This window comes from Pseudonocardia wallangbongensis, assembly GCF_054486945.1.
The window spans coordinates 162,689-179,720 of record NZ_JBRERS010000005.1 but is presented as its reverse complement, the minus strand read 5'-3'; the positions used below and the strand labels follow the sequence as shown (position 1 = coordinate 179,720).

Sequence of the window (17,032 nt, the reverse complement as noted above, 5' to 3'; positions counted from 1 at the left end):
GGCGGTTGCGGACCGTGCACCCCCAACCACCCGCGGACACCACTCAGAAGTCCATGCCGCCGGAGGGCCCTGCCGGGGCCGGGTTCTTCTCCGGCTTGTCGACGATCTGCTTGAGCGGAGCCTTCACGAGAAGACCGCCACCCGGGAAGCCCTCAGCACCGCCGCTCTGCGCCTCGCACTGCAGCACGGCCCGGAGAACGTGCGCGTGGACGACATCGCGGAGGCCGCCGGGGTGTCGCCCCGGACGTACGACACCTACTTCTCGAGCCGCGAGCAGGCGATCGTCGCCGCGATCTCGGCGGAGCGGGCCCTGCGCATCGCCGCCGCGCCGCGGGACCGTCCGGCCGACGAGCCGCTCGCCCGCGCGGTCGTCGAGGCCGTGGTCGAGCAGCACGTGGCGGAGGCCGAACCGGGCAGCCCGGCGTTCGCGCTGCTGACCTCGGCACCGTCGCTGCGGGCGAGCGTGCTCGCGGCCGCGGTGTCGGCCGCCGCCCGGGTGGCCGCCGGCAGCTGGCTCCGGCCCGCCGGCGGGGCTCGTCGTGGCGCCGGCCACCTCGCTCGCCGACGCGCTCGCGCACATCGCCCCGCGCTGGAAGCCGTCAGCGCCCCGTGATCCGCTCGCAGAGGTGCACCGTGACCGTCTCGCCCGGACCCTTGCCGATGGCCCGCTGCAGGTCGCCCTTCACGGGGAGCTTGTGCCTGCCGTCGCCGAGCGCCATGAAGGAGCTCCGGAACGGGTGCCCGTCCACGGTGCCGCGAACCTTCACCAGGCCCCGGGTGCCGAAGAACTCCGCCGACCCGGGCATCACCACGTAGGTCCAGCCACCGGGGCTCGAGCTCTTCTCCAGGACGGCGCTGAACTCGTGATCGAGGGACTGGTTCTCGGTCATCGTTCCTCCTCGGCGGGACGTCCACGATGGCCGCCCACAACCGGAACGTCGAGGGCGGTCCCCCGTTCTCGACCTACCCGCCGACGCCGCCACCGCCGACGCCCTCGCCGCGCTCGCGGAACCGGGGCTGCTGCTGCGCTGACGCTCAGCCCGGCAACCTCAGGTGGTCGGCGCATCGGGCCCGCCGACCACCAGGCGCTGCCGTGGTGGGACCGAGCAGCTCCAGCAGCCACAACACGACGTAGGCGGCGGCCGCGCCCGCTACCCCGGCCGGAACGAGCACGAGCGCGGCCATCCACCCGAGCTCGGCGACACCGGCCCGCCCGGGCGGCTGATCACTCACATCGACAGCTCACCACAACGGACCGCGAGTCAGCTGAGCCGTTCCTCCAGCCGGAAGGCCACCTCCTCCCCCGCCCGGTGCTTGCCGATCAGCGCGCACAGCGCCGCCCGCACCGGCAACCAGTGCGGACCGGCGCCGGACGGCATGAGGGTGGCCGGTTGCCGAGCAGCTCCGCGGAGCCGGGAACCGTCACGTAGGTCGGGAAGGAGCCCTCCTTCTCCAGAGGGGCGGTGAACGAGAAGTCGAGATGCGTCATGCGAGGGGATTCGCCCGGCACGGCGCGGATTCATCGGTGCTCGGCGAACCAGGCGATGAAGCGGCGCTGACCGGGGGTCTCCACCGCGCGCGGCCGGTAGTGGCCGCGGGTCCAGGCCACGGCGTCCTCCGCGGGGTGCCCGGCCAGCACGGCCATGCAGGCGATCACGGTGCCGGTGCGGCCGGTGCCCCCGGTGCACGCGACCTCGACCCGCTCCCCCGACCGGGCTCGACGATGGGCCTCGACGATCTGCGCGGCCGCCTCGGCGGGGTCGCGCGGGGTGCGGAAGTCGGGCCAGTGGAGCCAGGTGGCGGGCCAGTCGGGCCGCCACTCCGGGCCCCGCCGGGGTAGCAGGCGCCGCCGGCCCGGGGGGAGCCCGAGGTAGAGGCCGAACTCGGGCAACGGCCCGGCCGGGAACGGCTCGCGACGGCCGCGACCGCGCACGAGCGTGCCGTCCGGCAGCGCGACGGCGCCGGTGAGCGGGCCGGTCATGCCACCTCTTCGGGCTAGTGGATCACGTACACGTGGGTACCCGGCCGGGTTGCGGCAGGCCCCTGGAGGGCCACTCACCCATACTCCCGCTCTCGCCGGCCGCACTTATAACCGGGCCAACGCTTGACGGGCGCATCCCCCGGCGCACACAAATAGCAGCCGGAGCAGGAAGGAGCGGCACCGTGCGGCTGCTCGTCGTCAACGTCAACACCACCGCGGCCATGACCGCGGCCATCGCGGCCTCCGCGCGCTCGGTCGCCGCCGCGGACACCGAGATCATCGGGTTGACCCCGACGATCGGAGCCGAATCGGTCGAAGGCAACTTCGAGAGCTACCTCGCCGCCGTGGCCGTCATGAACACCGTCGTGACGTACGACGGCCCGTTCGACGCGGTGGTCCAGGCCGGGTTCGGCGAGCACGGCCGCGAGGGCCTGCAGGAGCTGCTCGACGTCCCGGTCGTCGACATCACCGAGGCGGCCGGGCACGTCGCCTCGCTCATCGGCCACCGGTTCTCCGTGGTCACCACGCTCGACCGCACCGTCCCGCTCATCGAGGGCCGGCTCGCGACGGCCGGGCTGGCGGCCCGCTGCGCATCGGTCCGGTCGAGCGGCCTGTCCGTGCTGGAGCTCGAGGAGGACCCGGCGATGGCCGTCAAGGCGATCGTCCGGGAGTCCGAGCTCGCCGTCCGCGACGACCACGCCGAGGTGATCTGCCTCGGCTGCGGCGGCATGGCCGGGCTCGACGAGGCGGTGCGCCGCGCGACCGGCGTCCCGGTCGTCGACGGCGTCACGGCCGCGGTGAAGCTCGTCGAGAGCCTCGTCGGGCTGGGCCTGTCCACCAGCAAGATCCGCACCTACGCGCCACCGCGCCCCAAACGCATCACGGGCTGGCCCCTGCGCCCCTGAGCGGCAGGAGGACAGGCGTGGGCGGCGGTGGCCCACTGATTCGGCGCGACTTCACAAACCCGAGCGGGCCTTCACAGAAGGCCGGCGCCAGGCCGGCGCTGTGTGAAGCCCACCGTGGGTTTGTGAAGTCGCTCCGGGCGTTCCGAACCTTCGCGTCGACGGCGGGGCTGATCGCCCGCGCGCTCGGGGCCACGGCCGTGTCCACGAGTGGGACGGACTCGACGTACTTCCACAGCGCGAACCCGATCTGATGCGGGGTGGCGACACCCACCGCGCGCCGGACCCACGCGGCGGGCCGGCTCCCGTTCGGCGCGAGCCGTGGGATCGGTACCACAGCCGGCGTGAGGCGAGATCGGTCTCAGTCGCTGGGAGAACCTTCGATATGACCGGACATTGTGATGGACTGGCACCGATGAGTCGTCCGGTCGTGTCGCGTCGCTTCCCTCGCTGGGTGTTCGGCGAGGGCAGCGAGCCCGACCCGCGGTTCACCCTCGCCAACGAGCGCACGTTCCTGGCCTGGATCCGCACCTCGCTCGCCCTGCTCGCGTGCGGTATCGCGCTCGAGGCCGTCGCCCCGCCGATGCAGGCCGACCTGCGGTTCGCGGCCTCCGTGGTGCTGATCGTCCTGGGCCTGCTCACGCCCGTGCAGGCGTGGTTCGCCTGGAGCCGGGACGAGCGCGCCATGCGGAAGGGCTGCCCGCTCAGCGCGCCCTCGCTGATGGTGCCCCTGGCGATCGGCACGGCCGTCACGGGCGTGCTCCTCCTGGCGGCGCTGCTGTTGCGGTGAGCGAGCTTGCGAGCGAATCAATGTCACTGCGCCCGCGCGAAGCGCCCGGCGAAGCGCAGCGAGGCCGGGCGTGAGCGACGGCGGCCGGCTCTTCGACCCCGGGCTGCAGCCCGAGCGCACCGCCCTGGCCTGGCGCCGCACCGGCCTGGCCGTGGCCGTCGGGGCGTTCCTCGGCATGCGGGTGCTCGCCCCGGCGCTGGGCGCGGGAGCCGTGGTGGTCGGGTTGCTCGGGCTGGCCCTGGCCGCGCTGCTCGTCGTCGGCTCGACGCGCCGGGCACGCCGCGTCGAGGCCGCCCTGTTGCAGGACGGCTGCCTGACGTCCGGCCCCGGCGGCCGGCTGGTCGCGACGGTCTGCATCTCCTGCACGGCCGTCGGGGTCGCGGCGCTCGTTGCCGTCGTGGCCGCGCACGCGGCCCGGTGACCCCGCCTCATGCACCGTCCGAGGCCGCGTACTCGGCCAGCTCGTCGAGGTAGCGGGCGCGCTGCTCGTCCGACAGCCATGCGATCTCGAACGCGTTGCGCGCGAGCTGCACGAGCTCGGCAGGGGTCAGGTCGGCGACCCTCGCCACCATCAGCAGGTTCTCGGCCACATAGCCGCCGAAGTAGGCCGGGTCGTCGGAGTTCACGGTGACGCGCACCCCGTCGCGCAGCAGCCCGGCGATCACGGGGGCCTTCATGTCGCCGGTCACGAACCCGTTGGAGATCGGGCAGCAGGTGAGCCCGATCCCGCGGTCGCGAACGACCTGCACCAGCCGCGGATCCTCGACGACGTTGGTGCCGTGGTCGAGGCGCTCCACCCGGATGTCCTCGAGTGCCTGCCGGATGTGCTCGGTGGTGTCCTCCTGGTCGATGTCGCAGTGCATCGTGAGGTGCAGACCCTCGGCGCGGGCCTTCGCGAACACGTCCGCGAACTTCGCGGGCGGGTTGCCCCGCTCGTCGGAGTCGAGACCGAGGCCGAGGATGCGGTCCTTGAACGGCAGCGCCGCGTCGAGCGCCTCCATCGCGCTCTCGGCCGGCAGGTCGCGGACGATGCACATGATGAGCGCGCCGGCCACGCCGAGGTCGCGCTCGACGTCCTGCAGGGCGCGGTGGAAGCCGCGGATCACGACCTCGAACGGCACCCCGCGTCCCATGTGCACCTGCGGGTCGAAGAACATCTCCGCGTAGCGGACGTTCTGCGACGCCGCCCGCACGAGGTAGGCGTGCGCGAGGTCGTAGAAATCCTGCTCGGTGACGAGCACGTCCATCGCCGGGTAGTAGACGGCGAGGAACGAGGCCAGCGAGTCGAACCGGTAGGTGGCGCGGACCTCCTCGACCGTGCGCTGCCCGATGTCCACCGCGTTCCGCTCGGCGAGGGCGAGCTTCAGCTCCGGCTCGAGGGTTCCCTCCAGGTGCACGTGCAGCTCGCACTTCGGCAGTCCGGCCACGAACTCGCTGAGTTCCACGTCCATACCCCGCATCGTGCTCCAGGTGCCGGCCTCGTCGCGACGCCGACGAGCCGGATGGGCACCCGAGCGACCGGCGGTCGAGGGGCGACGGGTGCTTTCGTCAGCTGATCGTCAGGTGCTCCCCGCGCGTCTGCGCCCCGGCCCAGGCGCGCGTCGATCGTCGCGTCCCGGCCGGTTCTCCCGCAGGTCAGAGGCGTATCGACGGGACACGTCACCTCATCGAGCGGGCGTCGGTCCACCCGCCGGCCCTCACTAACGTCCGACGTGGCGAGATGCAGGGACCTGGGAGGGAGCTTTGTCGCCCGTGAGAACGTCGAAAGTGACCCTTCTGACTGTGGTCCTCGTCGGTGTGCTGGCGCTACTCATGAGCGCGTGCTCGACACCACCGGATCCGATACCGCGCCGGGAGGTGCCCGCCGACAAGTCCGTGGACCCGGCCAAGCCGTGTTCCCGCGACGCGAAGGCCGGCCCGTCGAACGCCACCGCGGACTCGTCCGACATCGACGTCCGCTACGACCGGGCCACCAGAACGATAACGCTGGCGCGCGGCGAGAACGTCTCGATCCCGGCGCTGAGCCACGAGGTGAACGACTCCCTCCTGCACGAGGTCGAGCCGGGCACGTGGCTGCTCGACGCCAGCATCAGCGTGCTCGCCGGTGCGTCACTGCAGATCAGCGCACCGGACGTGCGTTGGCTCAGGATGGCCAGCGGCGGTGGCGCGGTCACGGCGATCACGGCGCTCGGCGGCGGCATCTCGATCGCCGGATCCTGCGTCACGTCGTGGGACGACGGCACCCAGCGGGTCGACGAGGACTACAAGGACGGTCGCAGCTTCTTCCTCGCCCGCGACGGCGCCACGATGACGATCGACGACGCCGAGCTGCGGTTCCTCGGTTCCGGTGCCGTGGAGTCCTACGGGCTGTCCTGGCGGACCGAGGGGACCACGGGTCACATCAAGAACAGCGTGATCTCCCAGCTCTACTACGGGCTGTACTCGTACGAGATCGACGGCCTCGAGGTCACGGACAACGAGTTCCACGACAACGTGCTGTACGGGGTGGACCCGCACACGCACTCACGCAATCTGGTGATCGAGCGCAACGTGGTGCACGACAACGGGAAGCACGGGATCATCCTCGCCGAGGAATGCACGGACAGCGTGATCCGGGACAACATCGTCTACAACAACAAGCACCACGGCATCGTGATGTACCAGGACTCCGACCACAACATCATCGAGGGCAACGAGTCGTTCGGCAACGCCGCTCAAGGCATCAACATCAACGACTCCAACGAGAACACCATCCGCAACAACAAGGTCTACGACAACAACGAGTCGGGCGTCGGCCTCGCCCAGACATCACGCGACAACCTGGTCGAGGGCAACCAGCTGCGCGGCAACAAGAAGGACGGCATCCGGCTCGTCAGCGAGACCGCCACCACGACGGTGCGCGCCAACTCGATCGGGCGGAACGGCCGGTACGGGATCTACATCGACACCATCAGCGGGTTCGACCTCACGAAGAACGTCGTCTTCGGCAACCGCATCGGGATGGTGGTCCGGGGGGACCCGATCGACCAGGGCGACAACCAGGTGTTCGACAACACCGAGGGCGACATGATGGCCCGCTGACCGTCACCGCTCGGTCTCCGGGAGCTCGACGACGAAGCGCGCCCCGCCGCCCGGCCGGTCCTCGATCCACACCGAGCCCCGGTGGTACCGGACGTGCTGTGCGACGAGCGAGAGCCCGAGCCCGGTGCCCCAGCCCTGACCCCGCTGCCCGGCCTGCGTCCCGCGGGCGAAGCGCTCGAACACCCGGTCCCGCAGCTCCGCGTCCACCCCGGGCCCGGCGTCGTCGATCTCGAGCCGCGCCCGCCCGGCCCGCCGCAGGACCGCCACCCGTACCGGGCCTCCCGCATACCTGTCGGCGTTGTCGAGCAGGTTGGCCACGGTCCTGTCGATCCGGCGCCGGTCGCCGTGGACCAGTACCGGCTGGTCCGCGAGCTCTACGGTGCGCGGTGCCACCGGCCGCCCGTCGAGGACGTTGCGCACCAGCTCTCCCAGGTCCACGACCTCGCTGCTCAGGTCGCCGGACTCCTGGTCGTCCCGGGATATCTCGAGCAGGTCGACGACCATCCGCTCGAACCGATCGACCTCTGACAGCAGCAGGTCCAGCGCCCGGCCGGCCGTTCCCGTGAACTCGTCCCGGCGGCGGCGCAGCACGGCGGCCGCGTTCGCCATCGTCGTGAGCGGCGACCTGAGCTCGTGGCTCACGTTGCCGGCGAACCGCGCGTCCCTCCGGACCCGCGACTCCAGCTCCTCGGCCGTGTCGTTGAACGCCGTGGCGAGGGCGGCGAGGTCCCGGTCCGCGTAGCCCGGGAGCCGGGTCCGCAGGTCCCCCCGCGCCATCCCGGCCGCGGCGGCCGTCAGGTCGGCCAGTGGGCGCAGCGCGCGCCTGCTCGCCCACGCACCGAGGGCGAAGCCGAGCAGGCCGCTCGCCGCGACCCCGCTCGCAAGAACGATGCCGAGGAAGCTGAGCGTCCGGTTCAACTCCACCAGCGGGAAGAGCTCGACGTAGACGTCGGGGCCGGTCGCGACCGGGAAGGTGGCGACGACCACCGGGACCCGCTCCACGACGAGCCGCTCGGTCTCCGGGACGCCGCTCCGCGCGCGAGCCAGCTGTGATTCGGGCAGGGCCGCCGGGTCGACCCGGCGGCCGCTGGTGATCCACCCTTCGGGTCGCGACAGGAGCACGGTGGAGTCGGAATCGGACGTCAGGCCGGCGAGCAGCTCGTCGAGACCCTCCGCACCGGACTTCAGCGAGTCGTCGATGAGCCGGACGTTGACCTCGGCCTGGCGGGCGGCGCTCATCTCGCGCTGCCCCAGCATGTAGTCGCCCGCCAGGTTCCAGGTCGCGGTGGCGAGCGCGCCGGCGAGCAGGAGGGAGGCCAGCCCGAAGGCCGTGGCCACCCGCCAGCGGAGCGTGAGCCGCAGGATCGACACGTTGGCCTCGCCCTACCCGGCGTTGCCCGCCTTGTATCCGCGGCCGCGCACGGTGAGCACCCGCTCGGGCTCGTCGGGATCGCGCTCGATCTTGCGGCGCAGCCGCCGGATGTGGACGTCCAGGAGCCGGGTGTCACCGAAGTAGTCGTATCCCCACACGCGCTTGAGCAGCTCCTCCCGGGTCACGACGCGCCCTTCCGCGGCAGCGAGCTCGACGAGCAGGCGGAACTCGGTGCGGGTGAGGTGCACCTCGGCGCCGCACCGGCGAACCACGTCCTCCTCCGGCAGGATCTCGACGTCGCCGATCACGAGCGAGCGCCGCGGCTCGCCGGGGTGGTGCCGGCGGCGCAGGAGCGCACGGATGCGCGCGGTGAGCTCGCCCGCGACGAGTGGTTTGGTCACGTAGTCGTCGGCGCCCGCTTCCAGCCCTTGGATGACGTCCGCCGAGTCGGTCCTGGCGGAGACGATGATGATCGGAAGGTCGCCCTGGGCGCGAAGGGTCCGGCACACGTCGAGGCCGTCCACTCCCGGCAGCATGAGGTCGAGCAGGACGACGTCCACCGGGGTGGTGCCGAGCAGGCCGAGCGCCTCCTCCCCCGACGCGGCCTCCACGACGTCGCAGCCCTCGTCCGCCAGCGCCAGCCCGAGGGCCTGCCGGATCCGCTCGTCGTCCTCCACCAACAGGAGCCGGGCCTCCACGACGTGGATTCTCGCCGATCAACCGAGCACGCGGTCGTCGGGTCCCGCGCCTGAGCCGTTTCGCAAGTCGACCGTCAGGTTCGCCCGGCAGATGCCGACCTGACGAGGAGCTGACGATGGGCTCCGCCCCCTCGCCGCTGCCACGGTGTGCCGGATAGAAAGGTGCGGGTGGCCGGCAGCCCGAGATCGGCACGGGCAGGCCTCGTGCCGGATGGCCGGGAGCGGTGGAGGCGACGGGGCCGACCCGATCCGGCGAGGGCGGTATCCGGCCTGGGGCGCGGCTCCCGGGGCTCCGGCCACCCACCCCGGTCCCTGGGAGCTACCGACCCGACGCGCGCGGAGTCCGCGCCGGGGGATCAGTCGGACGTCGTCCAGCCCAACGCCCAGACGTCGCGGTGGGGCAGCTCACCGGCCGCCGCGGCGAAGGAGCGCAGGACGTTCGTGAGCGCGCGCCGCCGAGCGGCCGGCATCCGGTCGAGGATCTCGGCGATCGCGACCCGCCGGTGGGCCATCACCTGGGCGACGAGCTCGCGTCCGGACGGGGTGAGCTCGAGCAGGAGGTTGCGGCGGTCGGCGGGGTTGTCGCGGCGGTCCAGCAGGCCAGCGGCGACCAGGCGGTCGCAGGCGCGGGTGGCGTTCGACGGGTGGATGCCGAGCCCGTCCGCGACCGCGGCCAGGTTCAGCGGCCCGCGGCTCATCACCATCACGAGCAGCCGCAGCTGCGGCAGCGTCACGACGTCCTCGACCATGGCGACCGATCGCGCGCTCACCCCGACGAGCACCCGGGCGGCGAGCATGACCGCGTCGACCTCGTCCACCGGCTCCGGCTGCGCGCTCGCCATCGCGACAGTGTGCACGTCCCGGGGCACCGTGTGCGACAGCGCATCACGTGCATGGGCGCAACCGTCCGGGCTGGGACACTAGCCGCGGGCGGCGAGCCGGCGACGTTCCAGGACGGCCGCGACGGCGAACCCGCCACCACCGGCGACGGTGAGGACCCAGAACAGGCTGGGGATCCCGAGGAACAGGGCTGCGGTGGAGGTCAGGGCGAGCCACGTACCGAGGCCGTAGTGCAGGACGTTGCGGCGGGCGGCACCTTCGCCGAGGTAGAGCACGCCGACGAGGAAGCCCGACCAGGTCGGCCACAGCATCGTCTGCAGGTCGGGCCGGCCCAGCTCGGCGGTGAGACCGGTGATGGCGAGGAACAGCGCGGCGAAGGCGCTGATCCAGGAGAGCCCCAGCAGCTTCCCGGACAGGAGGTCGTGCCGGCTCGCGCCGCGCTGGGCCCGGTTGGCCGCGAGCATGGCGAAGACGGAGCCGGCGACGAGGCCGGCGCCGAGGAGGGTCATCGGCAGCCAGGCGGGGAGGGCGACCAACGGGTCGGGGCCCAGCGAGACCGCGGAGGCGCCGTGTCCGAGGACGTAGGCGAGCCCGAAGCCGACGTAGGCGGCGCGGCTGTCGACGTCGCCGCCGGTCGTGGCGGGAACGGTGGCCGGGGCGGGCAGGGTCGCGGCGTTCATGATCTCTCCGATGGGGTCAGGTGACGACGAGACGGGACAGGGGAGCGGCGATCCGGCGGACGATGTCCGCCGGCCAGGGGTATGACGTCGCGACGGCGTGCTGGTGGGCGAGACCGTGCAGGCCCATCCAGAGCGCGATCGCGTCGGCATCCGGGTCGGTGCTGGTGGACCGGCCGGCGGCGACGCATTCGGTCAGGGTCTCGGTGAGGATCCGCACCGGCTCGGCACCGAGGGCGGTCGGATCCTCCGGGGCGTGGGCGCGGTCGAACATCGCGCGGTACCGCTCGGGGTGGCTGTCCGCGAAGTCGACGTACGCGCGGCAGGCGGCGACCAGCCGGAGGCGGGGATCGTCATCGGCCGAGTCGATCGCCGAGCGGATCCGGTCGGCCAGCTCGACGAAGCCCTGCCGGACGACGGCCAGCACGATGGCGGGCCGGTCGGGGAAGTGCGGGTAGATCGAAGGGGCGGAGATCCCGACCCGGCGGGCCACTGCGCGCAGCGTCACCGCCCGCTCGTCACCACCCGCGTCGAGCAGCTCCGCCGCGGCGGCCAGGATCTCGGTGCGCAACAGCCGACCCTCTCCGCGGCGGCTCCTCGGCCGGATGCGGGTGCGGCGGCCGGCTGCCACGGCGATCACGCGTCCGGAACGATGACGACCTTGCCGGCGACGGTGCGCGACTCGGCCAGCGCCAGGGCCGACCCGGCCTCCGAGAGCGGGAACCGGCCTGCGACCTGCGCGGTGAGGACACCGTCGGCCAGGAGCCGGAACACGCTGCTGAGGTCGTCGCGCAGCCGGGCACGGAAGGCGTCGAGGCGGCGGCGCCCCGCCCAGAAGTTGTAGAAGCGCGCCGACCGGCCGTTGGGCAGCAGGTTCCACGCCATCAGGCGGGCGAACAGCAGCAGCACCGGGAGCCGGGAGTCGCCCTCCTCGTCCTTCGTGGCGGCGGTGCCGTAGGACACCAGCGCCCCGCCACGGCGCAGCAGCCGCCACGACTCGGTGATCCCGGGGCCGCCGACGTGGTCGAACACCGCGTCCACGCCGTCCGGCGCGATCTCGCGGATCCGCTGGTACATGTTCGGGTCGCGGTAGTCGACGGGCGTCGCGCCGAGCTCGCGCACAGCCGTGTGGTGCCGGCTCGACGCGGTACCGATCACCGTGATCCCGGCGTGGCGCGCGAGCTGGACGAGCGTCGTCCCGACGCCGCCGTTGGCGCCCAGCACCACGATCGTCCCCCCGGAGCGGACCCGGGCGACGCGGTGCAGCATCTGCCACGCCGTGATCCCGTTGACGACCACGGTCTCGGCGGCGGCCGCGTCCACGCCGTCCGGCACGGGCACCAGGTCGGCGACGTCGATCAGCTGGTGGGAGGCCCAACTCCCGATCTTGGTGGCGGCGGCGAACCGGTGCCCGACCAGCGTGGGATCCACCCTCGGCCCGACGGCGGTCACCGTGCCGACCACGTCGTAGCCGGGAACGAACGGGAACGGCGGCTGGTCGTAGTACTTGCCAAGGCGCATCTGCTGCTCGGCGAACGACACGCCGGTCGCGTCCATGCGCAGGACGGCCTGGCCCGCGGCCGGTGCCGGGAGCTCGCGCCTGCGCACCTCCAGGCCGTTCGACTCGACCTTGCCCGGCAGGACGACCTCGGTGATGTGCGTGGTGACGGCGGTGCGGTCCATGTCAGCTCCGTTCACGTAGGTAAGCTTACGGCCGTAAAGCTACACACGTTCACCTACAGAGCGCAAGACAAACACAAGTAAGTTTTCAGGTGTAAGCTGACGGCATGTCAGAGGAGCCCGCCACGTCGACCACCCGCACGCGCAACCGCCGCGGCGAGGGCGCGCGACTGCGCGACGACATCGTGGCCGGCGCCGTCGCACTCCTCGACGAGACCGGCGACGAGACGTCGGTGACGCTGCGCGCCGTCGCCCGCCGGGTCGGGATCACGGCACCCTCGATCTACCGCCACTTCGCCGACCAGCCCGGCATCATGCTGGCCGTCGTCCAGCAGGCCTTCGACGAGCTGGATGCGGATCTGCACCGCGCACGGGACGCCGCGGGCGACGATCCCCGGGAACGGCTCTTCGCCGTCTGCACCGCCTACCTGGAGTTCGCGCGGAGCCGTCCCGGGCGCTATCGCACGATGTTCGGGGGGCTCTGGATGCCCGACCTGGAGGCGAGCTCCATCACCGAGGCGGACATGCACGCGCTGGGCCTGGACAGCCTCGGGCTGCTCGCCGAGGTCCTGAGCGACTGCGTCGCCGCGGGCATCGCCACCAGCACCGACCTGTCCGCCGACGCGGTCGCGCTGTGGGTCGGTCTACACGGGCTCGCCCACCAGCAGTCCGTGACCGTCAGCTTTCCGTGGCCTCCGGACATCACCGAACGCCTCGTCGGCGCGCTGGCACACCTACGCCGAAGTTATTCATGATCGTGGCGGTCGTCAGCCATCTGTCTGATCTCGACGAGTTCGGCCGCGAGCGACTCGGCGGCAGGCTCGTACTGCGCCCGCAACCGCAGGGCGACGTGCTCGGCACGCACCGCAGGCCAGTCCGCCGGCAGGTACTCCACCGGTAGGCCCGGGTCGCGCCGGGCGAGCAGGCTCCACTCGCCGTGCAGCCAGAGCTGGCGGGCGAGGTCGTCGGGCACCCCCGGCAGCGGGTCGGCACGGTCCCAGCGGGCGAGGAAGTCCTCGTAGCCGCGGGCGATCCCGGTGACGTCCCAGGCGTCCTCGACGAGCTCGGCGACCCGGGTCGGCGCGTCGACGTGGGCCCGGAAGACCCTGACGTGGCCGAGCACGTCCAGCTCCTCGAGCAGCCGCTCCACGTCGACGGCCCGCGGAGCGACCCACAGCCCGCTCTGCAGCATTCCGAAGCCCGCCCACTGCAGCCGTGACCGCAGCAGGTGACGATCCGCCCGCCTGCTCTCCGGGAGGGAGAAGCCGAGCAGCGTCCACTGCCCGTCCCACGTGCGGTTCACCGGCGACTGCCAGGCGCGGACACCACCCTCCTCGAGGGCGGCGCGGGCGGACGGCGTCGGGGACAGGTGGACGCGCCGCCCGCGCCGCTGCCGCTGCAGCACGCCCCTGGTGGTCATCCGCGCGACCGTCGCGCGCGCCGCGTGCTCCCCGACCCCGACCCGGGCCAGCACGTCGATCAACCCGGCGGTGGCGATCGCGGTGCCCGGGCGACCCAGGTGGATCCCGCTGAACATCAGCACGTGGGTCTGGGGCCGGACCTGTGGCAGCCCGGACTGGTCGTCCGCGCCATCGGCCGGCCCGAGGGGCCGGGCACTGCTCGTCATCCCGCCATCTTCGCAGCTCGCCGGTATTCCGGACGTTAGACATCTTCTTGACGAGCGTGTTGATCACGCATAAAGTTCGTCCCCACCCATTCGAGAGGGCATCGCAATGGCGCATCCCGCCCACTCCACCGTTCAGCTCCGCCGCGCCGTGGTGTCGAGCTTCATCGGAACGGTGATCGAGTACTACGACTTCCTGCTCTACGCGACCGCGTCCGCCGTCGTGTTCAACCGGGTGTTCTTCTCCGACCTCGACCCGCTCGTCGGCACCGTCGCGAGCTTCGGCACGCTCGCCACCGGCTACCTCGCCCGCCCGCTCGGGGGCATCATCTTCGGCCACTTCGGCGACCGCATCGGTCGCAAGCGGATGCTGATGGTGACGATGTCGATGATGGGCGTGGCCAGCGTGCTCATCGGCCTCCTGCCGACCTACGCCCAGATCGGCGCGCTCGCCCCGATCCTGCTGATAGTGCTGCGCATCGCCCAGGGAATCGCGGTCGGCGGCGAATGGGGCGGGGGTGTGCTGATGTCGGCCGAGCACGCCGACTCGCGCCGTGGTTTGTGGGCGAGCTTCACGAACGCGGGCGGGCCGGCGGGAATGGTCGTGTCCACCCTCGTGCTCGCCGCGGCCACCGCCATCTCGGGTGAGGAGCAGTTCCTCGTCTGGGGCTGGCGGATCCCGTTCCTGCTCAGCGCCGTGCTGCTGGTCGTCGGCCTGTTCATCCGGGCCCGGGTGGAGGAGACACCGGTCTTCCGGGAGGCGGCCACCACACTGCCCAGCAGGCCTCCGCTGGTCGAGGTGCTGCGCAACCACCCGCGGAGCCTCGCGCTGTCCATCGGCATCGGCTTCGGCTCGTTCGTCGCGCAGAGCACGCTGACCACGCTCGTGATCTCCTACGCGGTCGGGGCCGGTTTCACGCGGCAGGCGGTGCTCACCGCGCTCACCGTCTCCTCCGTGGTGGCCGTCATCGGGGTGATCGGCTACTCCGCCCTGTCCGACCGGGTCGGGCGCAGGCCGGTGGTGCTCGCCGGCGCGATCGGCACCGGCATCTGGAGCTTCGTGCTCTTCCCGCTGGTCGACAGCGGTTCCACGCTGCTGCTCTGGCTGGCCGTCGTGGTCGGGCAGGGCGTGCTCCACGCCGCGCTGCACGGGCCGCTCGCCGCGCTCTACGCCGAGCTGTTCTCCACCGGGGCGCGTTACACGGGCGCCTCGCTCGGCTACCAGATCGCCGGCACCGGTGCGGGTCTCGCGCCCGTCACGTTCGCGGCGGTGCTCTCCGGGGGGGCCAGCACGGTCGTCGTCTCGCTGATCATCGCCGCCTGCTGCCTGCTGAGCGTCGTCTGCCTCCTGACCCTCGGCGAGACCTCGCGGGCCGACCTGCGCTCCACGGGGGACGCCACGACGAGCCGCGCACCCGCGTAGGCCGGTCACACTCCCGACCCGCACGGTGTCAACGTGCCAGAGCGGTTCCCGCACCCGGGTGGCCGCCTGGACCGAGAGGACCCCACCGTGGGCACCGTCACGACCGTCGTCACCGTTCTCGCCGCCGCCTGGACCGGCTTCTCCGCCTACGCCCTGCTGGCCCGCAAGGCCTTCGTGGTCGACAACCTCGTCGAGTACGGCGTTCCCGAAGGCTGGTGGCCGTGGCTCGCCGCCGCCAAGACACTCGGCGCCGCCGGCCTGCTCGCCGGCCTCGCCGTCCCCGGGATCGGCGTCGCCGCGGCCGTCGGCCTGTTCCTGTACTTCACCGGCGCCGTCATCACGGTCGTCCGGGCCCGCTCCTACGGCCACATCCCGTTCCCGCTGCTCTACCTCGTGCCCGCGCTCGCCGCCGGCTGGCTGCTCGCGGGCAGCTGACGAGGCCGGTCAGCCGACCTCGATGCCCGGCCGTGCTCCCACATCGTGGGAGCCCGTATCGCAGCCGGGATCGATCCACTAGAGATGGGCGTGATCCCGCGGGCGCCGCGGGCCCGGTAGCGGAGGTCCCTCGTGTTCCAGGTCACCGTGCTGTACAACCACCCCGAAGACCCGGCGAAGTTCGACAAGCACTACGACGAGGTCCACGCGCCTCTCGCTGCCAGGATCCCCGGCCTGCAGCGCTACACGATGACGCGGCCGGGACCGGGCCCCGACGGTGCGAAGCCGCCGTACTACCTCGTGGCTGTGCTCGAGTTCGAGTCCGAGGCGGCCCACGGTGCGGGCATGTCGACGCCGGAGGGGCAGGCGGCGGGGGCCGACCTGGCCAACTTCGCGACGGCCGGCGCGGCGCTGATGGCGGGACCGGCCGTCACCGTCGTCTGACGGGGCCGGCGCCCTCCCCGACCGAGCGGCCCTCGACCTCAGGTGTCGGCGCCGGTGTCCTCGGCGGGGAGCGCCGGCGGCGCCTGCAGGTCGCTGGCCCGGAACAGCATCGCGTGCTCGACCCCCATCTCCTTGCCGTTCAGCGCGAGGAACGTCGGGATGAAGTCCGCGGGCGCGGGATGGTCCGGCAGCGCGGCCAGGTATCCGGCGTGTGCCTCCAGGGACGCGACCCCGCGTCGCAGCGGTTCGCCGGTGACGTCCACGCCGTGGGTCACGCCGGGGTCGCCGGCGATCGCGGGGATGAGGATCCAGCGCACGCTGCACGGCTCGAGTCCCTCGTCGTCGACCTGCTCGGCGAAGACCCACCGGTTCCCGGCGTCGCGCACCGCGTCGAGGGTGGCCAGGCCGGCGGCACGGTGGTCGGCCTGGTCGTAGCCCATCGGCGTCTCGACCGCGTACCCGGATCCGACCACCGCGTCCGGTTGGAACCGGCGGATCTCCCGGCAGATGTCGCGGCGCAGGTCCAGGCCGTAGACGAGCATGCCGTCGGGGTGCTCCAGCACGGTGAGGCGCTCGACACCGACGGCCGCGCACGCGGCCCGCTGCTCGGCGAGGCGCAGGCGTGCGGTCTCCTCCGGCGGGTTCGGCATGCCCGCTTCCCCCCGGGTGAGCAGCAGGTAACCGACCTCGATCCCCCGCGCCGTCCAGCGCGCGACGGCGGTGGAGGTGCCGTACTCCATGTCGTCCGGGTGCGCGACGACGCACAGCACGCGCCGGAAGGACTCCTCGGGCAGGGTAGGCAGCAGTTCGGTCATCGGGCTGGCCGTCCTCTCTCCTGGACGACGGGCCAGATCGGCCCCGCCGTCGCGAACCCCACGACGGACAGGATCGTCTCCAGCAACGTCCGGATCCTCAGCGTGTCCTCGACCGACATGGTGAAGTACTTCGCGACGATCCAGAACCCCCGTCGTTCACGTGGCCGGCGATGATCGATCCCGCCGGGGCACGCAGGCTGCGGAGCATCGCTCGCTTCCAGCATGAAGTATGCGAACGTCGGCCGCGCGGCCCGGACCAAGAGCGACTCG

The 17,032-nt window shown here is 72.3% G+C and carries 25 protein-coding genes; 10 read left to right on the top strand and 15 right to left on the bottom strand.

Annotation, left to right across the window (positions count from 1 at the left end):
* Positions 1-43 precede the first annotated feature (43 nt).
* Positions 44-187: a hypothetical protein gene (locus tag ACU436_RS19800; RefSeq protein WP_459027333.1), complete on the bottom strand. Its 144-nt coding sequence runs from the start codon at positions 185-187 to the stop codon at positions 44-46.
* An 18-nt stretch (positions 188-205) separates the two neighbouring features.
* On the opposite strand from ACU436_RS19800, the gene ACU436_RS19795 reads away from it, so the two are divergent.
* A complete protein-coding gene (locus ACU436_RS19795) occupies positions 206-613 on the top strand; it encodes a hypothetical protein (protein ID WP_459027331.1) in 408 nt (135 codons plus the stop codon).
* Here ACU436_RS19795 and ACU436_RS19790 read toward each other — a convergent pair.
* The 4 genes from ACU436_RS19790 to ACU436_RS19775 form a co-directional block, all read right to left on the bottom strand.
* Positions 600-890, bottom strand: coding sequence for a DUF1905 domain-containing protein (locus ACU436_RS19790; RefSeq protein WP_459027329.1), 291 nt, complete (start codon positions 888-890; stop codon positions 600-602). The two genes, ACU436_RS19795 and ACU436_RS19790, sit on opposite strands and share 14 nt — an antisense overlap.
* Before the next feature lie 145 nt (positions 891-1,035).
* Complete coding sequence (locus ACU436_RS19785; RefSeq protein ID WP_459027328.1) at positions 1,036-1,233, bottom strand: hypothetical protein; 198 nt, start codon at positions 1,231-1,233, stop codon at positions 1,036-1,038.
* Between the two features lie 29 nt (positions 1,234-1,262).
* Positions 1,263-1,379 (bottom strand): DUF1905 domain-containing protein, encoded by a 117-nt coding sequence (locus ACU436_RS19780; protein WP_459027327.1) that lies wholly within the window; start codon positions 1,377-1,379, stop codon positions 1,263-1,265.
* A 140-nt stretch (positions 1,380-1,519) separates the two neighbouring features.
* Complete coding sequence (locus ACU436_RS19775) at positions 1,520-1,981, bottom strand: protein-tyrosine phosphatase family protein (protein ID WP_459027325.1); 462 nt, start codon at positions 1,979-1,981, stop codon at positions 1,520-1,522.
* 182 nt (positions 1,982-2,163) lie between these two features.
* Here ACU436_RS19775 and ACU436_RS19770 point away from each other — a divergent pair, with 182 nt between their 5' ends.
* From ACU436_RS19770 to ACU436_RS19755, 4 genes are all read left to right on the top strand, one after another.
* A complete protein-coding gene (locus ACU436_RS19770; RefSeq protein WP_459027323.1) occupies positions 2,164-2,886 on the top strand; it encodes an aspartate/glutamate racemase family protein in 723 nt (240 codons plus the stop codon).
* Positions 2,887-3,008: 122 nt separating this feature from the next.
* Entirely contained in the window at positions 3,009-3,137 is a 129-nt protein-coding gene (locus ACU436_RS19765) for a hypothetical protein (protein WP_459027321.1), read from the top strand.
* 161 nt (positions 3,138-3,298) lie between these two features.
* The gene (locus tag ACU436_RS19760; protein WP_459027319.1) at positions 3,299-3,673 is read left to right on the top strand and encodes a YidH family protein; all 375 of its coding nucleotides are present in this window, start codon (positions 3,299-3,301) and stop codon (positions 3,671-3,673) included.
* A 70-nt stretch (positions 3,674-3,743) separates the two neighbouring features.
* The gene (locus ACU436_RS19755; RefSeq protein WP_459027318.1) at positions 3,744-4,094 is read left to right on the top strand and encodes a DUF202 domain-containing protein; all 351 of its coding nucleotides are present in this window, start codon (positions 3,744-3,746) and stop codon (positions 4,092-4,094) included.
* Positions 4,095-4,101: 7 nt separating this feature from the next.
* Here ACU436_RS19755 and add read toward each other — a convergent pair whose 3' ends face one another.
* A complete protein-coding gene (add, locus tag ACU436_RS19750; protein ID WP_459027316.1) occupies positions 4,102-5,124 on the bottom strand; it encodes an adenosine deaminase in 1,023 nt (340 codons plus the stop codon).
* Positions 5,125-5,440: 316 nt separating this feature from the next.
* On the opposite strand from add, the gene ACU436_RS19745 reads away from it, so the two are divergent.
* Positions 5,441-6,754 (top strand): right-handed parallel beta-helix repeat-containing protein, encoded by a 1,314-nt coding sequence (locus ACU436_RS19745; RefSeq protein WP_459027314.1) that lies wholly within the window; start codon positions 5,441-5,443, stop codon positions 6,752-6,754.
* A gap of 3 nt (positions 6,755-6,757) precedes the next feature.
* Here ACU436_RS19745 and ACU436_RS19740 read toward each other — a convergent pair whose 3' ends face one another.
* The 6 genes from ACU436_RS19740 to ACU436_RS19715 form a co-directional block, all read right to left on the bottom strand.
* On the bottom strand, positions 6,758-8,125 hold the full coding sequence (locus ACU436_RS19740) for a sensor histidine kinase (protein ID WP_459027312.1): 1,368 nt from the start codon (positions 8,123-8,125) through the stop codon (positions 6,758-6,760).
* A 12-nt stretch (positions 8,126-8,137) separates the two neighbouring features.
* Positions 8,138-8,824, bottom strand: coding sequence for a response regulator (locus tag ACU436_RS19735; RefSeq protein ID WP_459027310.1), 687 nt, complete (start codon positions 8,822-8,824; stop codon positions 8,138-8,140).
* A 356-nt stretch (positions 8,825-9,180) separates the two neighbouring features.
* Positions 9,181-9,666 (bottom strand): MarR family winged helix-turn-helix transcriptional regulator, encoded by a 486-nt coding sequence (locus tag ACU436_RS19730; RefSeq protein WP_459027309.1) that lies wholly within the window; start codon positions 9,664-9,666, stop codon positions 9,181-9,183.
* Positions 9,667-9,744: 78 nt separating this feature from the next.
* Positions 9,745-10,344, bottom strand: coding sequence for an ABC transporter permease (locus ACU436_RS19725; protein WP_459027307.1), 600 nt, complete (start codon positions 10,342-10,344; stop codon positions 9,745-9,747).
* A 16-nt stretch (positions 10,345-10,360) separates the two neighbouring features.
* Positions 10,361-10,912 (bottom strand): TetR/AcrR family transcriptional regulator, encoded by a 552-nt coding sequence (locus ACU436_RS19720; RefSeq protein ID WP_459027305.1) that lies wholly within the window; start codon positions 10,910-10,912, stop codon positions 10,361-10,363.
* Positions 10,913-10,977: 65 nt separating this feature from the next.
* Entirely contained in the window at positions 10,978-12,024 is a 1,047-nt protein-coding gene (locus ACU436_RS19715) for a medium chain dehydrogenase/reductase family protein (RefSeq protein ID WP_459028153.1), read from the bottom strand.
* A gap of 104 nt (positions 12,025-12,128) precedes the next feature.
* Here ACU436_RS19715 and ACU436_RS19710 point away from each other — a divergent pair, with 104 nt between their 5' ends.
* The gene (locus ACU436_RS19710) at positions 12,129-12,776 is read left to right on the top strand and encodes a TetR/AcrR family transcriptional regulator (RefSeq protein WP_459027304.1); all 648 of its coding nucleotides are present in this window, start codon (positions 12,129-12,131) and stop codon (positions 12,774-12,776) included.
* Here ACU436_RS19710 and ACU436_RS19705 read toward each other — a convergent pair.
* Complete coding sequence (locus tag ACU436_RS19705) at positions 12,767-13,648, bottom strand: PaaX family transcriptional regulator (protein ID WP_459027302.1); 882 nt, start codon at positions 13,646-13,648, stop codon at positions 12,767-12,769. The genes ACU436_RS19710 and ACU436_RS19705 overlap by 10 nt on opposite strands.
* A 106-nt stretch (positions 13,649-13,754) precedes the next feature.
* Here ACU436_RS19705 and ACU436_RS19700 point away from each other — a divergent pair, with 106 nt between their 5' ends.
* The 3 genes from ACU436_RS19700 (at position 13,755) to ACU436_RS19690 (ending at position 15,947) form a co-directional block, all read left to right on the top strand.
* Positions 13,755-15,068, top strand: coding sequence for an MFS transporter (locus ACU436_RS19700; protein WP_459027300.1), 1,314 nt, complete (start codon positions 13,755-13,757; stop codon positions 15,066-15,068).
* A 33-nt stretch (positions 15,069-15,101) separates the two neighbouring features.
* Complete coding sequence (locus tag ACU436_RS19695) at positions 15,102-15,503, top strand: DoxX family protein (RefSeq protein WP_459027299.1); 402 nt, start codon at positions 15,102-15,104, stop codon at positions 15,501-15,503.
* 132 nt (positions 15,504-15,635) lie between these two features.
* A complete protein-coding gene (locus ACU436_RS19690) occupies positions 15,636-15,947 on the top strand; it encodes an EthD family reductase (protein WP_459027297.1) in 312 nt (103 codons plus the stop codon).
* A 38-nt stretch (positions 15,948-15,985) separates the two neighbouring features.
* On the opposite strand, the gene ACU436_RS19685 is transcribed toward ACU436_RS19690, so the two are convergent.
* Entirely contained in the window at positions 15,986-16,762 is a 777-nt protein-coding gene (locus ACU436_RS19685; protein WP_459027295.1) for a PIG-L deacetylase family protein, read from the bottom strand.
* On the bottom strand, positions 16,759-16,881 hold the full coding sequence (locus tag ACU436_RS19680; protein WP_459028151.1) for a hypothetical protein: 123 nt from the start codon (positions 16,879-16,881) through the stop codon (positions 16,759-16,761). Before ACU436_RS19680 ends, ACU436_RS19685 begins: the two co-directional genes overlap by 4 nt.
* Between the last annotated feature and the right edge of the window lie 151 nt (positions 16,882-17,032).

Coding starts and splice junctions, on each gene's coding strand:
- ACU436_RS19780 (WP_459027327.1), bottom strand. CDS start 1,379: ATGCCGTCCGGCGCCGGTCCGCACTGGTTGCCGGTGCGGGCGGCGCTG.
- ACU436_RS19725 (WP_459027307.1), bottom strand. CDS start 10,344: ATGAACGCCGCGACCCTGCCCGCCCCGGCCACCGTTCCCGCCACGACC.
- ACU436_RS19730 (WP_459027309.1), bottom strand. CDS start 9,666: ATGGCGAGCGCGCAGCCGGAGCCGGTGGACGAGGTCGACGCGGTCATG.
- ACU436_RS19705 (WP_459027302.1), bottom strand. CDS start 13,648: ATGACGAGCAGTGCCCGGCCCCTCGGGCCGGCCGATGGCGCGGACGAC.
- ACU436_RS19760 (WP_459027319.1), top strand. CDS start 3,299: ATGAGTCGTCCGGTCGTGTCGCGTCGCTTCCCTCGCTGGGTGTTCGGC.
- add (WP_459027316.1), bottom strand. CDS start 5,124: ATGGACGTGGAACTCAGCGAGTTCGTGGCCGGACTGCCGAAGTGCGAG.
- ACU436_RS19790 (WP_459027329.1), bottom strand. CDS start 890: ATGACCGAGAACCAGTCCCTCGATCACGAGTTCAGCGCCGTCCTGGAG.
- ACU436_RS19775 (WP_459027325.1), bottom strand. CDS start 1,981: ATGACCGGCCCGCTCACCGGCGCCGTCGCGCTGCCGGACGGCACGCTC.
- ACU436_RS19680 (WP_459028151.1), bottom strand. CDS start 16,881: ATGTCGGTCGAGGACACGCTGAGGATCCGGACGTTGCTGGAGACGATC.
- ACU436_RS19700 (WP_459027300.1), top strand. CDS start 13,755: ATGGCGCATCCCGCCCACTCCACCGTTCAGCTCCGCCGCGCCGTGGTG.
- ACU436_RS19710 (WP_459027304.1), top strand. CDS start 12,129: ATGTCAGAGGAGCCCGCCACGTCGACCACCCGCACGCGCAACCGCCGC.
- ACU436_RS19715 (WP_459028153.1), bottom strand. CDS start 12,024: ATGGACCGCACCGCCGTCACCACGCACATCACCGAGGTCGTCCTGCCG.
- ACU436_RS19685 (WP_459027295.1), bottom strand. CDS start 16,762: ATGACCGAACTGCTGCCTACCCTGCCCGAGGAGTCCTTCCGGCGCGTG.